The 15414-nt window shown below is 65.6% G+C and carries 11 protein-coding genes; 6 read left to right on the top strand and 5 right to left on the bottom strand.

Features of this window, described 5'->3' with window-relative positions:
• Positions 1-202 precede the first annotated feature (202 nt).
• Positions 203-1276 carry a calcium/sodium antiporter gene (locus FHP91_RS19480; protein WP_144311165.1) on the bottom strand — a complete coding sequence of 358 codons (1074 nt, stop codon included), beginning with the start codon at positions 1274-1276 and terminating at the stop codon, positions 203-205.
• A gap of 75 nt (positions 1277-1351) precedes the next feature.
• On the bottom strand, positions 1352-2464 hold the full coding sequence (locus FHP91_RS19475; protein ID WP_144311164.1) for a branched-chain amino acid ABC transporter substrate-binding protein: 1113 nt from the start codon (positions 2462-2464) through the stop codon (positions 1352-1354).
• A gap of 179 nt (positions 2465-2643) precedes the next feature.
• Between FHP91_RS19475 and bamE the strand changes: the two genes are divergently transcribed.
• Complete coding sequence (gene bamE / locus FHP91_RS19470) at positions 2644-3132, top strand: outer membrane protein assembly factor BamE domain-containing protein (protein ID WP_144311163.1); 489 nt, start codon at positions 2644-2646, stop codon at positions 3130-3132.
• Between the two features lie 2 nt (positions 3133-3134).
• Positions 3135-3686: a hypothetical protein gene (locus tag FHP91_RS19465; protein ID WP_144311162.1), complete on the top strand. Its 552-nt coding sequence runs from the start codon at positions 3135-3137 to the stop codon at positions 3684-3686.
• Positions 3687-3846: 160 nt separating this feature from the next.
• Here FHP91_RS19465 and FHP91_RS19460 read toward each other — a convergent pair whose 3' ends face one another.
• On the bottom strand, positions 3847-6882 hold the full coding sequence (locus FHP91_RS19460; RefSeq protein WP_144311161.1) for a PAS domain S-box protein: 3036 nt from the start codon (positions 6880-6882) through the stop codon (positions 3847-3849).
• The gene (locus tag FHP91_RS19455) at positions 6869-7966 is read right to left on the bottom strand and encodes a response regulator (protein ID WP_144311160.1); all 1098 of its coding nucleotides are present in this window, start codon (positions 7964-7966) and stop codon (positions 6869-6871) included. The genes FHP91_RS19460 and FHP91_RS19455 overlap by 14 nt, the downstream gene beginning before the upstream one ends.
• Positions 7967-8294: 328 nt before the next feature.
• On the opposite strand from FHP91_RS19455, the gene FHP91_RS19450 reads away from it, so the two are divergent.
• From FHP91_RS19450 to FHP91_RS19435, 4 genes are all read left to right on the top strand, one after another.
• Positions 8295-9245, top strand: a complete 951-nt coding sequence (locus tag FHP91_RS19450; RefSeq protein WP_144311159.1) for a TAXI family TRAP transporter solute-binding subunit — start codon at positions 8295-8297, stop codon at positions 9243-9245.
• A 154-nt stretch (positions 9246-9399) separates the two neighbouring features.
• Positions 9400-11439: a TRAP transporter permease gene (locus tag FHP91_RS19445; RefSeq protein WP_222105260.1), complete on the top strand. Its 2040-nt coding sequence runs from the start codon at positions 9400-9402 to the stop codon at positions 11437-11439.
• A gap of 13 nt (positions 11440-11452) precedes the next feature.
• Entirely contained in the window at positions 11453-13387 is a 1935-nt protein-coding gene (locus FHP91_RS19440) for a sensor histidine kinase (RefSeq protein WP_144311157.1), read from the top strand.
• Between the two features lie 4 nt (positions 13388-13391).
• A complete protein-coding gene (locus FHP91_RS19435; protein ID WP_144311156.1) occupies positions 13392-14723 on the top strand; it encodes a sigma-54-dependent transcriptional regulator in 1332 nt (443 codons plus the stop codon).
• A gap of 129 nt (positions 14724-14852) precedes the next feature.
• On the opposite strand, the gene FHP91_RS19430 is transcribed toward FHP91_RS19435, so the two are convergent.
• Positions 14853-15410 carry a hypoxanthine-guanine phosphoribosyltransferase gene (locus FHP91_RS19430; RefSeq protein ID WP_144311155.1) on the bottom strand — a complete coding sequence of 186 codons (558 nt, stop codon included), beginning with the start codon at positions 15408-15410 and terminating at the stop codon, positions 14853-14855.
• Between the last annotated feature and the right edge of the window lie 4 nt (positions 15411-15414).

Below are 15414 nucleotides of genomic sequence, written 5' to 3'. Positions count from 1 at the left end.
TGTTGCAAACGATTGTTACACAAGCGATCCTTGTGGCCTGTGTCCTACGCGTTAGGCATGGAGTGTAAAAAAATTCGACGCTTTGTCGCCCGCCACAGCCATGCCTTGATGAGACATAGGCTGTGTGCGAGGCGCGTCAGTGCAGGCAGTTTGGGGGCGGTGCCGCCGGCGCGACAGGCATCGCCACGAGCGCAGCAGCCGATCAGCGGGGCTTGCCCCGACGCCGTTGGCGGAGGCTCACGGCAATCAGGGTGATGACCGAGAGCGGCAGGGCAAAGCCCAGCATGGCGATGGTGAAGGTCTTGAGCGCACCGCTGCCGGTGGCATCGAGCACCAGGTAGATCACGTAGGCAATGTAGTAGGCGATGAACACCCCGCCTTCCCAGCGGGCGATCTCGCGGCGCACGAGAAACACCGGCAGGCAGGCCACGGCCACTGCCAGCATGACCCACAGGTCAAAGTCGATGGCTGCGGCGGGCACCGGCAGGCCGGTGGGCGAGATCAGACCGGCCAGACCGAGGCAGCCGAGCAGATTGAAGACATTGCTGCCCACGGCGTTACCGATGGCCATGTCGCGTTCGCCGCGGATGGCGGCCATCACCGAGGTGGCGATCTCGGGCAGCGAGGTGCCGATGGCGACCACGGTGAGGCCGATGACCAGATCATCCACGCCCAGCCAGCGGGCGAAGAACACCGCGGCGTTGACCAGCCAGTCGGCGCCGAGCACCAGCAAGCCGAGGCCAGCGGCGACCTTGAGCAGATCCAGGCTCCAGTGGCCATCGGCGCCCGGCGCGGCCAGATCGCCAAAATGGGTCTGTTCGGCCTGCGAGGCGCGGCGCGACTGGCGCACCAGAAAAACCAGATAGGCGATCAGCAGCGCGAGCAACAGCGCGCCTTCGGCCTGGCCGATCTGGCCATTGGCGGCGAGGCCGACGACCAGCGCCGAGGCACCGATCATGACCGGCACCTCCTGGCGGATCACTTGGCCGGCAATCGACAGCGGCGTGACCAGCGCGCCGATGCCGAGAATCAATAACAGGTTGCAGATATTGCTGCCAACCACGTTGCCGATGGTCAGCGCCGACTGGCCGGCGATGGCGGCGTCGATGGCCACGGCGATTTCGGGTGCGCTGGTGCCAAAGGCGACGATGGTCAGGCCGACCACCAGCGGCGACAGGCCAAAGGACAGCGCCAGGCGCGAGGCGCCCCGCACCAGCACGTCGGCGCCGATGGTGAGGGCGATCAGGCCGGCAACGAAAAGGAAGAGTTGTGTCATGGATCGGGCGTGAAATGCCTTGACGAAAAAAGCCCGCCATCGCGGTGGCGGGCCTTTTGGGTCACTGAACGTGAATCAGTTCAGGGTGGCCCACTTGCCGTCCTTGAACTGGAACAGCGTGGTGCCGCCCGACTTGATGTCGCCGAACTTGTCGAAGGCGATCTGGCCGGTGACGCCTTCATACGAAATGCTCTGCAGCGCCGGCAGGTACTTGGCCGGTGCGGTCGAGCCGGCGACCTTCATGGCTTCGATCATCGCCATGGCGGCGTCGTAGCTGTAGGGCGCGTAGAGCTGCACGTCGGTGTTGAAGCGCTTCTTGAAGCGGGCCTTGAAGTCGGCGCCCTTGGGCATTTTCTCCATCGGGATGCCGGCTTGCGAGCAGTAGGTGTCTTCCTTGAGGGCCTCGCCGCCGAGCTTGAGCATTTCGCCGGTGCACACGCCGTCGCCGCCAAGGAACTTGCCTGCGTAGCCGAGCTGGCGCATCTGGCGCAGCATCGGTGCCGCCTGGGCGTCCATGCCGCCGTAGAAGATGGCGTCAGGCTGCTGGCCCTTGATCTTGGTGAGGATGGCCATGAAGTCGGTGGCCTTGTCGTTGGTGAATTCGCGGCCCACCACTTGCACGCCGTAGCCTTTGAGCGCGTCAGAGAAGGCGTCGGCCAGACCCTGGCCGTAAGCGGTGCGGTCGTCGATGATGGCGACCTTCTTGAGCTTGAGCGATTCGGCGGCGTACTGGGCCATCGCGGCGCCCTGCTGCAGGTCGTTGGCGATAACGCGGAAGGTGACCTTGTAGCCTTGGCGGGTCAGCTTGGGGTTGGTGGCCGAGGGCGTGATGACCGGAATGCCGGCCTGCTCATACACGCGCGAGGCGGGGATCGAGGCGCCGGAGGTGACGTGACCGACCACGCCGACGACTTCGGCATCGGCCAGGCGCTGGGCGGCGGTGGTGGCCATGCGCGGGTCGGCCTGGTCGTCTTCGCCCATCAGCTCGAAGGTGACCTTCTTGCCGGCAATCATGACGCCGGCAGCGTTGGCGTCTTCAACCGCCAGACGGGCACCGTTCTCGCCGTCCTTGCCAATGTGGGCGATCGGGCCGGTCAGCGGGCCGGCGTGGCCGATTTTGACGGCGTCAGCATGGGCAACACCGAGGCCGAGGCCGAACAGGGCCAGTGCGAGTACTGTTTTTTGCATTTTGCTAGCTCTCCTGGAAGCTATCGAGTGTCAAAATGGGACCAACGCTGGCCGGTGTGGTGCGAAACAAACTGCTCGCGCATCCCGCCGACATCGCGAAAACGCTGCGTCAAACCCCCGACATTCTAGCGCCGGGGGCCGTGCGGCGCACGGATCGGCCCATTTTCGACGGAGGCCTCATGAAGAAGTTGCTGTCCCTGCTGTGTGGTGTGTTGAGCCTGTTCGGGCTCAGCGCGTGTGATCAGTTCGTCATCGACGACCTCAAGCCCGGCGTGTCGACCGGCTTCGAGGTGCGCGACAAGCTCGGCCCGCCGGGGATCGAGTGGCGCAACGAGGATGGGTCGGTGACCTGGGAGTACACCCAGCAGCCGCAGGGCACCACCTGCTATCTGATCACGGTCGATAGCCGCAATATCGTGCAGAAGGTCGAGCAGGTGCTGACCGAAACGCAGTTCGCCCGCATCCAGCCCGGCTTGAATCAGGATCAGGTGCGCCGCCTGCTCGGCAAGCCGGCCAAGACGCAGTACTTTCAACTCAAGAACGAGACGGTCTGGGACTGGCTGATCGACAACAGTAACGGGGCCGAGCCGGTCTTCTTCAACGTCTATTTCAATCCCCAGGGCCAGGTCGTGCGCACGGGCCGAGACATCGAGTACAAGGGGCGCTGATCATGAAAATGTGGCTGGCGGTGTTGCTGGTGTTGGGTGTGTCGGCCTGCGCGACGCGGCCGCCGATCGCGCCGGGGCAGTCGGCGGTGCAGGTGCGCTCCGAGCATGGCGCGCCGACCCGGATCATCGTGCTGCCCGGTGGGGGTGAGTTGTGGCAGTACGCCACCCAGCCCTTCGGCACCACGTTTGTGCAGGTGAAGTTCGATGCGACCGGTCAGGTGGTCGAGACCTGGGATGGCCTCGCCGCCGACCGCCTGGCCCGCATCCGGCCGGGCATGACGGTGGTGCAGGTGATCGACCAGCTCGGTCCGCAGCGCAGCGTCGAGCATTTTTCGCTGTCGGGTGAGACGGTGTATGACTGGAATATCAGCAATATCGGCAACCCCGGCACCGCCACCTATTTCAACGTGCATTTTCGCGACGAGGTGGTGCTGCGCACCTCGACCACTTACGAGTATCCGCGCGACGGCCGGTTTTTTGGCGGCTTCGGGATCGGCGGCGGAAGTGGCTCCGGGGTGGGCATCGGCATCAATATCGGGATCGGGACGCGCTAGAAGACTGTCGGACTTGAGCGATCGTCGTGAGCCGCGTGGGAGAGCGAGGTCAGATTCGGTCGGTTTTGAGGCGCATGGTGGTGCTAGGCAACGAAAAATCGGCCGGATATGGACCGCTCTCCTACCGGCGCAGCAGATCAGCCTCAAGTCCGACAGGCTCCTAGGGTGTGTCGGGTGTTGATCGCAGTGCGTCGAGCGCCGCGACAGCCTCGGGGTAGTTGAAGCGGTTCACTTGCGAGACGAGGCCTTGGCCGGCCGGGCCAAAGCAGGCCTTGATCAGCGCCGCGTTGGATTGCAGCAAGGCGTTGGCGCGCATGTCGCTGGCCAGCAGCAGCGGGCGCAGTTCGGCCAGCAGGCGCGCGGCCGCCTCGGGGTCGGCGGCGATCGCCGGTGGGTTCGCCGGCGCCGGCGGGGCCGTGTCGACATCGACCGGCAGCCAGCGGGCCAGCATTTCGTAAAGCTGGGCGGGTTCGACCGGTTTGGGGATGAAGTCATTCATGCCGGCGGCGCGGCAGGCCGCCTGATCCTGCGAAAACACGTTGGCGGTCATGGCCAGGATCGGGGTGGCGGCGTAGCCCGGCAGTGCGCGGATGGCGCGCGTGGCGTCGAGTCCGTCCATGACCGGCATCTGCACGTCCATGAGGATCAATGCGTAGGGCTGGGCGCGGGCCATGCGCACCGCGACATCGCCGTTCTCGGCGCTGTCGACATGCCAGCCCTGGGCGTCGAGCAGGGCGAGGGCGACTTCGCGATTGACCTCGCTGTCTTCCGCCAGCAGCAGGCGCAGGTGTTGCGGGCTGCCGTGGGTTTCGGGTGCGGGTGGATGGGGCTGGGGCGCCGGGCGGCATCGTGCCTGGCCGCGCGGCAGGCGCACGGTGATCCAGAAGGTGCTGCCAAGGCCGGGGGTGCTGTCCACGCCGACGCGGCCATCCATCAATTCAGCCAGACGGCGGGTGATGGCCAGGCCGAGGCCGGAGCCCCCGTATTTGCGGGTGGTCGAGGCGTCGGCCTGTTCGAAGGCATTGAACAATTGCCGACGGGCGTCCGGCGTGATGCCGATGCCGGTATCGCTGACTTCGAAGCGGATGCTCAGGTGCGTGGGGGTCTCGCCCTCTAGCCGCGCGCGCAGTGTGATGGCGCCCGCATCGGTGAACTTGACGGCATTGCCGGCGTAGTTGAGCAAGGCCTGGCGCAAGCGGGTGGGGTCGCCGCGCACCCACAGGGGGTGACCGATACCGTCGACCTCGATGGTCAGCGATTTGTCCTGCGCCTGGGTCGCGATCAGGGAGTGGACCTGGTCGAGGACGGTGTCGATGGAGAAGTCGAGCTGCTCCAGTTGCAGCTTGCCGGCCTCGATCTTGGAGAGGTCGAGAATGTCGTTGAGCAGAGTCAGCAGATGGCGGGCCGAGATTTCGACCTTGGCCAGTCGCTCGGCCTGTTTCGGGGTGGGGTGGTCGCGGCTGAGCAGGTGCGACAGGCCGACGATGGCGTTCATCGGTGTGCGGATTTCATGGCTCATGTTGGCCAGGAAGGCGCTCTTCGCTCGGTTGGCCGACTCGGCTTCGAGCTGCGCCTCGACCAGTTGGGCGGTGCGCGCTTCGACCAGCTCTTCGAGGTGATGGCGATGGCGGGTCAGTTCGTCGGCGACGCGTTTCTTTTCGGTGATGTCTTCCTTGACCGCCAGATAGTGGGTGATGCGGCCGTCGGGCTGTCGGATCGGGCTGATGATCGCGAATTCGGTGTACTCGCTGCCATCCTTGCGCTTGTTGTATAGCTGGCCCCGCCAGACCTCGCCGCGGCCGAGCGCTGCCCACATCTCGCGATGGACCTCGGGCGAGGTTTTTCCCGAGTGCAGGACGCGCGGATTCTGGCCGAGCACTTCTTTGGCGGTATAGCCGCTGATCTGCGTAAAGGCCTCGTTTACATACTCGATATTGGCGTCCAGATCGGTGATGACGATGCTCTCCGGGCTTTGCGCGACCGCCAGGGACAGCTTGCGGATCTCGGTTTCTTCGCGGTTGCGGGCAATGGCGATGGCCGCCACATGGATGGCGTGGTCGATCAGCTCAAGATGCCAGCGCGAGGGCGCGGTCGGCTGGGCGTAGTACACCGCAAAGGTGCCCAGGACGGTGTTGTCTGGCGCGAGAATCGGCGTCGACCAGCATGCGCCCAGCCCGTGCTGGGCCGCCAGATCGGCGTAGTCGGCCCACAGGGGGTCGGTGGCGATGTTTTCGACAATGACTTGCGTGCCGCGAAAGGCCGCGGTGCCGCAGGAGCCGGCACTGTCGCCGATCGGGGCGCCGTCAATGGCGGCGACATAGTCGGGCGGCAGATTGGGCGAGGCGCCATTGAACAGGCGGCCCTGCGCCGCGTCGAGGAGCAGGATGGACACCAGCATGCCGCTGCCCTGCGCTTCGATGGCGCGGGCGAGGGCGTCCAGGGTGTCGGCCAGGGGGGCGCCGGTGGCCACCAGTTCGAGTGTCTGATTCTGGGTGGCCAGGGTCTTTTCCGCGCGGTGCAGTGGCGTGATGTCACGCGAGACGCCAAACAGGCCAATGATCCGGCCGTCGGCGTCTTGCAGGGGACCTTTCGTGGCCATGAACACCAGGTCGCCGTCGGTCGTGCCAAGGTGCTCCTCGAACGTGACGACGGCGTTGGACGCCATCACATGGCGGTCATTGGCCATGACCTGAGCCGCCGCTTCGGGGTCAAACACAGCGCAGTCGTTCTTGCCGATGATCGTCTCGGCCTCAGCGCCGGTGAGCCGCTCGGCTTCGCGGTTGAACAGCAGGTAGCGGCCGTCCAGGTCCTTGGCAAAAATGGCGTCTTTTGAACCCGTGACCACGGCATCAAGCAGGCTCAGCGCCTGCAGACCTTTGGCTTGTGCGGCGTAGGCGGTCTGAGCGGACTGAATGATCTGACGGATGAGCCGGCTGACGAGGCCGTACAGCAGCATGGTGGTGACGACGACAAAGGCGAGCCCCTTGAGGGTGTTCGCCATCGCCAGATGGGCGGGATCGCTCAGTAGATGTTCGACGATTCGGTCAGAAAAGACGATCCACAGGCCGGCGAACAGCGCGTAGATCAGCGCGATGCGCAGCACGCGCCCGCGTTGCTGTTCGGCGAGCGGCGGGGACGGTGTGTCATCCGCTGGCGGCAGGTCCAGTGCGGGCGCGGAGGGTTTATTGGGCGTCATTGTAGCGCTCGGCAATATCGACGAAGGTGGTGTAGTTGGCCTCGAAGGCGTCCACCACGGCTGGGTCGAAGTGGCTGCCGCGGCCGGCCAGGATGATGTCGCGGGCGCCGTCGGTGGGCATGGCGGGTTTGTAGCTTCGGGCGTGCACCAGCGCGTCGAAGACGTCGGCCAGCGCCATCAGTCGTGCCGAGACCGGAATCGCCTCGCCGGTCAGGCCGTCGGGGTAGCCGGAACCGTCCCAGTGCTCATGGTGGCTGCGCGCAATTTCCTTGGCCAGCGAGAGAAACGGCAGTGCTTCGCGCACATCTTGCTCGGCCTGTTCGATGGCGGCTGCGCCCAGGGCCGAGTGGGTTTTCATGACTTCCCATTCGGCCCCGTCGAGCTTGCCCGGCTTGAGCAGGATGTGGTCGGGAATGCCGACCTTGCCGATGTCGTGCAAAGGGGCCGAGCGGGCCAGCAGGTCGATGTATTGCGGGGTCAGTGTGGCGGTAAATCGCGGGTGAGTGCTCAGGCAGGTGGCCAGCCGGTGGACATAGGCCTGAGTGCGCAGCAGGTGGTTGCCGGTGTCGGTGTCGCGGATTTCGGCCAGGTGGGCGAGCGCCCGGATGCTGACCGCCTGGATGTGTTCGTTGTCGGCCATGCGCCGCGTAATCTCGGATTCGAGAAAGGTGTTGTGATCGCGCAATACATCGCGCGCGCGCTTGGCTTCGAGTTGGGTGCGCACGCGGGCGAGCACCAGTGCCGGGCGGATCGGCTTGGCGATGTAGTCGACCGCGCCGAGGGCCAGTCCGTGTTCTTCGTCCTGCGTGTCGGTGAGGGCGGTGAGGAAGACGACCGGGATCTCGCGGGTGGCGGGGTTCTGGCGCAGTCGGCCGAGCACGGCATAGCCGTCCATGCCGGGCATCATGATGTCGAGCAGGATCAGGTCGGGTGCGGGCTGCGTGGCGGCAATGATCAGCGCGCGCTCGCCGCTGGTGGTGGCCTGTACGGTGTAGTCGGGCTGCAGCACGTCGCCGAGCACCGCGAGGTTCTCAGGGGTGTCGTCGACGATCAGGATGCGGGCACTGGTGTTTATCGGGGACATGCGCTCTCCACCACGCGTTACGGGTACATCGCTGTTGTGAGGGCAGTGTAGCCATCAATGGAGATAACGGCACGACCGCCTGCAGCTTGTGCGGTTTATCGCCCGCGGCTGGCGTGGCGTGTGCGGATATCCGCACGGTCAGCGCTCGGTCGGGCGATGAGTGAATTACTAAGTGCATGATTTTTTAGAATGAATGTGGGTGTCTCAGGAACTGGCCCGACACTTGCAATAATGTGTCAGGTCGGGCGCGACCGGTGGTGAGTCTCCCTCCCTTTCTTTCCGCCGTGTCGTTTGCCCGCCGACATAACCATCCATGGAGGAGACCACCATGAAATTCATCCGTACCCTGGGGTTCGCAGCGGCAACCCTGATCGTGTCGACCGGCGTGCAAGCCGAGCAGAAGTTCATCAACGTGCTGACCGGCGGCACCAGTGGCGTGTATTACCCGATGGGCGTGGCCCTGTCCAAGCTGTATGGCGAGGCGCTGCCGAATGCCAAGATCAGCGTGCAATCGACCAAGGCCAGCGCCGAAAACGTGAATCTGCTGCAAGCGGGCCGGGGTGAAGTGGCCTTTGCGCTGGGCGATACGGTGTCCAACGCTTACAAGGGTGTGGAAGAAGCCGGCTTCAAGAAGCCGCTGACCAAGCTGCGTGCCCTCGGCGCGATCTACCCCAACTACATCCAGATCGTGGCCTCCAAGGAATCGGGCATCAAGACGCTGGCTGACCTGAAGGGCAAGCGCATCTCCGTGGGCGCCCCCAAGTCCGGCACCGAACTCAATGCCCGCGCGCTGTTCAAGGCGGCTGGCATGAGCTACGAGGACTTCGCCAAGACCGAGTACCTGCCCTTTGGCGAGTCGGTCGAACTGATGAAGAACCGTCAGCTCGACGCAACCCTGCAGTCGGCCGGCCTGGGCGTGGCCTCGCTGCGCGACCTGTCCTCGGCGATCGAGATCGTGGTGGTGTCCATCCCGGCCGACGTGGTCGAGAAAGTCGGTGACCCGGCCTACGCCGCAGAAGCCATTCCGGCCAACACCTACACCGGCCAGACCGAAGACGTACCGACCGCTGCCGTGCGCAACATCCTCGTGACCCACGAAGATGTCGACGCTGACGCCGTGTATGCCATGACCAAGGCCATGTTCACTCATATGGACCAGATGGTGGCGGCGCATGCGTCGGCCAAGGGCATCACCCTGGAAGGCGCCGCCAAGGCCCTGCCGTTGCCGCTGCACCCGGGTGCCGAGCGTTACTACCGCGAAGCGGGCGTGCTGAAGTAAGTCTGTGTGACCGCGGCGCGCCACGGGTGCGCCGCGGCTGTTTTCCAGTCGGGGTGGTGCGCGTGCACCGCCCCGGTTGCTCCCCGCTTCGCATCGCACGGGTCGGGGCTATCCAAACCAAAGGCATGCCGAGATGGCGTGTGAGGAGATCACCATGTCCGAAACTGCCGGACACACGGCGGTGCCCTACGGATGGAGCGAGGGGGGCGTTGCCCGCACCCTGTTCCTGATCGGCGTCGCTTTTTCCGCATTCCAGATCATCACGGCCTCGCTGAGTCCGTTGTCGTCGCAGATCGTGCGTGCCCTGCATGTGGGCTTCCTGCTGTTGATGACTTTCGGTATCGCCGCCGCCGTCCGCCCGCGCCTTGACGCGCAGGGCGTGGTGTTGTGGCTGATTGGCATCATCGCCTTTGGCATGGCCTTTTATCACTGGGTCTATGAAGGCGACTTGATCCTGCGGGCGGGTGACCCGACCGATATGGATCTGATCATCGGTGCGATCACCGTGGTGATGGTCTTCGAAGCCGCCCGCCGGGTCATCGGCCTGGCGCTGCCGCTGATCTGCCTGAGTTTTCTGGCCTACGCCTTGTTCGGCCAATACCTGCCGGGCGACTGGGCGCACCGTGGCTATGCCTGGTCGCAGGTGATTGACCAGCTCGGCTTCGGCACCGAGGGCATCTACGGCATCCCGACCTATGTGTCGTCGAGCTATATCTTCCTGTTCATCCTGTTCGGCACCTTCCTCGAACAGGCCGGCATGATCCGTTTGTTCACCGACTTCGCGCTCGGCACGGTGGGTCATACCCACGGCGGGCCAGCCAAGGTCTCGGTGGTGTCTTCGGGTCTGATGGGCACCATCAGCGGTTCGGGCGTGGCCAACGTGGTCACCACGGGTCAATTCACCATTCCACTGATGAAGCGCTTCGGTTACTCCAGCGAGTTTGCCGGCGGCGTCGAGGCGACCAGCTCCATGGGCGGGCAGATCATGCCGCCGGTGATGGGCGCGGTGGCCTTCATCATGGCCGAGACCATTGGCGTGCCCTATGTCGATATCTGCATCGCGGCGGCGATTCCGGCCGCGCTGTACTTCTTTACCGCCTTCCTGATGGTGCACCTTGAAGCCGGCCGCAAAGGACTGGTCGGCTTGCCCAAGAGCGAGTGCCCCAACGCGCTCGACGCGCTCAAGCGTGACTGGCATCTGCTGCTACCGCTGGCGGTGCTGGTGTATCTGCTGTTTTCGGGCTTCACGCCGCTGTTCTCGGGCACCGTCGGCCTGGCGCTGACCGCGATCCTGATTTTCGGCGGCGCGGTGGCGCTGCGGGTCAGGGGCACGGCGCTGCGCGTGGCCTTCTGGGTGGCGCTGGCGCTGGCCAGCTCGGCCTTCATCAAGGTCGGTATTGGCATCTTCTTTGCCATCATTGCCGTGCTGGTGGTCGGCTGCTTCCTGGTTCAGGGCGGGCGCGAGACCTTGCGCGTGGCCGTCAATGCACTGGCCGAAGGCGCACGCCATGCGCTGCCGGTGGGCGTGGCCTGTGCCCTGGTGGGGGTGATCATCGGCTGCCTCACGTTGACCGGCGCGGCCACCATGTTTGCCAACACCATCATCGACCTGGGCCGTGACAGCCTGATCCTGTCGCTGGTGCTGACCATGCTGGTGTGTCTGCTGCTGGGCATGGGCATCCCGACCATTCCCAACTACATCATCACCTCCTCGCTGGCCGCGCCGGCGCTGCTCGAACTGGGCGTGCCGCTGGTGGTCAGCCACATGTTCGTCTTCTACTTCGGCATCATGGCCGACCTGACCCCGCCGGTCGCACTGGCCGCCTTTGCGGCCGCGCCGATTGCCCGCACCTCGGGCATGAAGATCGGCATGCAGGCGCTGCGTATCGCGATCGCCGGCTTCGTGGTGCCCTACATGGCGGTGTATTCGCCCGCGCTGATGCTGCAGGGTGACTGGACGGTGCTGTCGGTGCTCTACATCGTTGGCAAGGCGGTGGCGGCCATCATTCTGTGGGGCGCGGCGAGCATCGGCTATCTGGGCGCGCCGCTGGGGTGGCCAATTCGCGTGATCGCCGGCGTCGGCGCCGTGTTGCTGGTTACCGCGCAACCGCTCACCGACGAGCTCGGTCTGGCCGTGGCGGCGGGCGTCATGGCCTTCGCCTGGTGGCGTCGCCGGACGGTGGTCGCCGCCTGAGGCGGTGTGCGCCATGTTGGCGGCCGGCGCGACACGCCGTAAGCTGGGTCGCTCCGACGCCGACATTGACGCCATGCCGCTGACCCGAACTGTCTATCGCCTCCTCCAGCCGCTGCTTGTGCTCGGCGCGCTGGCGGTGGTGCTCGGCGTGGGCAGTTATCACGCCTTTCTCAATCGCGAGGCGGCGCAGGTGGCCGAAGCCAGCCACCTGCGCCTTGACTTCTACCGCCGCACGCTGGAGCAGACGCTGGAGGAGTTCCGCCTGCTGCCCAATGTGCTCGGCCTCGATGGCCGGGTTCATCAGTTGCTCGCCAGAGGGCGAGGCAGCGAGCAGACCGCCGAAGTCAATCGCTACCTCGAAGAAGTCAGCCAGGACCCGGTCATCCATGTCATCTACCTGCTCGACGCAAGTGGCAAGGTGCTGGCGTCCAGCAACTGGCGTGAGCCCAACTCCTTTGTCGGCAACAATTACGGCTTTCGGCCGTATTTTCATGAGGCCATGTCGGGTCAGCCGGGGCGCTTCTTTGGTGTGGGCGTGACCACGCTAGAGGCCGGCTATTTTCTGTCGGCACCCGTGTATGTCGGTGGCACCATCACTGGCGTGGCGGTGGTCAAGATCCGGCTCGATGCGCTCGAAGACGCGTGGCGCCGCTCGGGGGACTTGCTGCTGGTGGCCGACCGCCTTGGCGTGGTGGTGCTGGCTTCGTCGCCGAGCTGGAAGTATCGCAGCCTGTTTCCGCTCTCCGGCGCCGACCGGGCGGCGTTGGCGCGCACCCGGCAGTATCTGAACGCTGAGCTGGAGCCGCTCAAAGCCACCGATGGCCAACCCATCCTCACGCCCGACGGCCGGGGCAGACGCCTCAATCTGGACAGCGCCTCGCTGCCCTTTGTGGCCGCGGGCGGTCAGGTACAGACGCTGCAGTCCGAATCTATTGAATTGCCCGACTACGGCTGGCGGCTGCTGATTCTCGCCGATCTGACGGATGCCCGAAAGCTCGCCACCGTGATGGCCACCGCGCTGACCTTGTTGGTGTTGCTGCTGTTGATGGGCGTTGGTTTGTGGCGTATGCGTCGGCGGCGCACCCAGGAGCGCCGTGCCGCGCGCGCGGCGCTGGAACGTGTGCAGGCCGACCTCGAAGCGCGCATTGCCGAGCGCACCGCCGAGCTGCTCACCGCCAACCGCACCCTGGAGGAACGGGTCAGCTCGCTCAAGGATGCCGAGCAGATCCTTACCCGCACCCGCGACACGGCGGTGCAGGCGGGCAAGCTGGCGGTGCTCGGCCAGATGGCTGCCGGCGTGACCCACGAACTCAATCAGCCGCTGGCAGCGCTGACCACGCTGGCCGACAATGCGCGTCGTTTCATCGAGCGCAACAAACTCGAGGCCGCGGCCGACAACCTCGATCACATCTCTCGCGTGGCGCAACGCATGGGGCGTATCGTTGCGCAGCTCAAGACCTTCTCGCGCAAGAGCGGCGACGCGCTGACCCCGGTGGATGTGGCTGACGCCATCGACAATGCGCTGTTACTGGTCGAATCCAAGCGTCAGGGCGCCGACGTGACGGTTTCGGTGCGCCACGGCGCGCCGGGGCTGACGGTGAAGGCCGACATCACGCGGCTGGAGCAGGTCATCGTCAATCTGGCGGTCAATGCCATCGACGCGATGGAAGGCGCCGCCGCGCGCGAGTTGTCGATCGACACCCGCATCGAGGGCGCAGAGGGCATCATCTGCCTGCGCGACACCGGCGGTGGCATTGACCCGCAGGTGTGGCCGCATCTGTTTGAACCGTTTTTCACCACCAAGCCGATCGGCAAGGGCCTGGGCCTGGGCCTGGCGATTTCGCGACTGATCGCCGAGAGCCTGCATGGCTCGCTGAGCGCCGCCAACGACGATGGCGGTGGGGCCTGTTTTGAACTGCGCCTGCCACTGGCGCGAGGGGAGTTGTAAACGCATGGCCGAGCATCGACCGCATGTGATCGTGATCGAAGATGACCCGCAGGTGCGCCTCGGCATCGAGCAGGCGCTCGAGCTGGACGACCTGCCGGTGCGCGGCTTCGATGCCGCCGAGCCGGCGTTGGCACGTATTGGCCCCGATTTTGGCGGCACCGTGGTCTGCGATGTGCGCCTGCCCGGCATGGACGGCCTCGCCCTGCTGCGTGCGGTGATGGCCATCGACCGCGAGATTCCGGTGGTGCTGATCACCGGCCACGGCGGCATCACCATGGCCGTGGCGGCCATGCGCGAGGGCGCCTACGATTTCATCGAAAAGCCCTTCTCCTCCGACCGCCTGGTCGAGGTGGTGCGCCGCGCCCACGACCGCCGCGCGCTGGTCATCGAAAACCGCCGCCTCAAGGCCAGCCTGTCGGCCCGCGAGGCCGTGCCGCTGATCGGCGATGCGCCGCCCATGCAGCGGGTGCGCCACACCATCGCCGCCATCGGGCCGACCGAGGCCGACGTGCTCATCTATGGCGAAACCGGCACCGGCAAGGAAGTGGCCGCACGTGCCATCCATGCCGCCAGCGGGCGGTCCGGCGAGTTCGTGGCGATCAACTGCGGGGCGCTGCCCGAGACGGTGTTCGAGAGCGAAATCTTCGGCCACGAGGCCGGCGCCTTCACCGGCGCACTCAAACGGCGCATCGGCAAGATCGAGCATGCGCGGGGTGGCACCCTGTTTCTCGACGAGATCGAGACCATGCCCGCCATCTTGCAGGTCAAGCTGCTGCGGGTGCTGCAGGAGCGCGTCGTCGAACGCCTCGGCAGCAATGCCGCCATCCCGGTCGATTGCCGCCTGATCGCGGCCAGCAAGGCCGATCTGAAAGCCCTGTCCGACGCCGGGCAGTTCCGCAGCGATCTGTACTACCGGCTTAATGTGGTTGGCCTGGAGTTGCCGCCGCTGCGCGAGCGCAAGGCCGACATCCCCTTGCTGGCTGGCCATTTCCTGCGCGAAGCTGCCGCGCGCTACCGTTGCGACCCACCGATGTGGGGCGAGGACGATATGGCGGCGTGGATGGCGCAGGACTGGCCCGGCAATGTGCGCGAACTGCGCAATGCGGTCGACCGCTTCTGCCTCGGTGTCGCCGTGCGCCGACCGGCGGCCGATGCCGGCGGCGGTTCGCTGGCCCGGCGGGTCGAAGGGTTTGAGCGCCAGGTCATCGAATCTGCCCTGCGCCAGACCCACGGCAACGTCACCTCCGCCGCCGAGCTGCTCGACACCCCGCGCAAGACGCTCTACGACAAGCTCAACCGCCACCACCTGTTTCCCGAAGATTTTCGGGGGGGGTGAGTCGGAGCAGGGAATGTACGCCGACCCCGCGAGAGCGTAGGTTGGGTTGAGCGTAGCGAAGCCCAACATGCGATGTGCCAAGCTGGGCGGATCTGCGCAGCGCATCCGCCGTCGTCGACACCTGCGCGCTCAATGTCCTTTCAGCGCGTAAATCCCCGGCGCATTCCGCCAGTAACCCTTGTAGTCCATGCCACAGCCGAACAGGAAGCGGTCGGCGATGTCCATGCCGGTGAAGTCGGCGCGCATGCCGGGGGTGGCCTTCCGGTCGTGGTCTTTGTGTACCAGCACTGCGGTGTGCACGGCCACGGCGCCTTCGGCCTGCAGGTGGTCGACGATGGCGGCCAGGGTGTGGCCTTCGTCGAGAATGTCGTCGAGCACCAGCACGGTGCGGCCGCGCAGGTCTTGGGTGGGGCGGACGCGCCAGTCGAGCAGGTTGCCCTGCAGCGCGTGGCCGTAGCGGGTGGCGTGCAGGTAGGCCACTTCGAGCGGGAAGACCAGCCGCGGCAGCAGGCGGCCGGCGAGGATCAGGCCGCCGTTCATGACCACGAAGACCAGCGGGTTGGTGTTGCGCAGCGGCTCGGTGATCTCGGCGGCCATGCGGTCCAGCGCGGTTTCGACGGCGGCGTTGTCGGCGAGGCAGTCGGCCTCTTCCATGGCGCGGCGGATTTCTTTCATATCAACAGACATGGCA

Origin of the sequence: Denitromonas halophila, assembly GCF_007625155.1 — a bacterium.
Classification (GTDB): domain Bacteria; phylum Pseudomonadota; class Gammaproteobacteria; order Burkholderiales; family Rhodocyclaceae; genus Nitrogeniibacter; species Nitrogeniibacter halophilus.
Note: the sequence above shows the minus strand (reverse complement) of the source record. Positions and strands in the feature narration are given on the sequence as shown.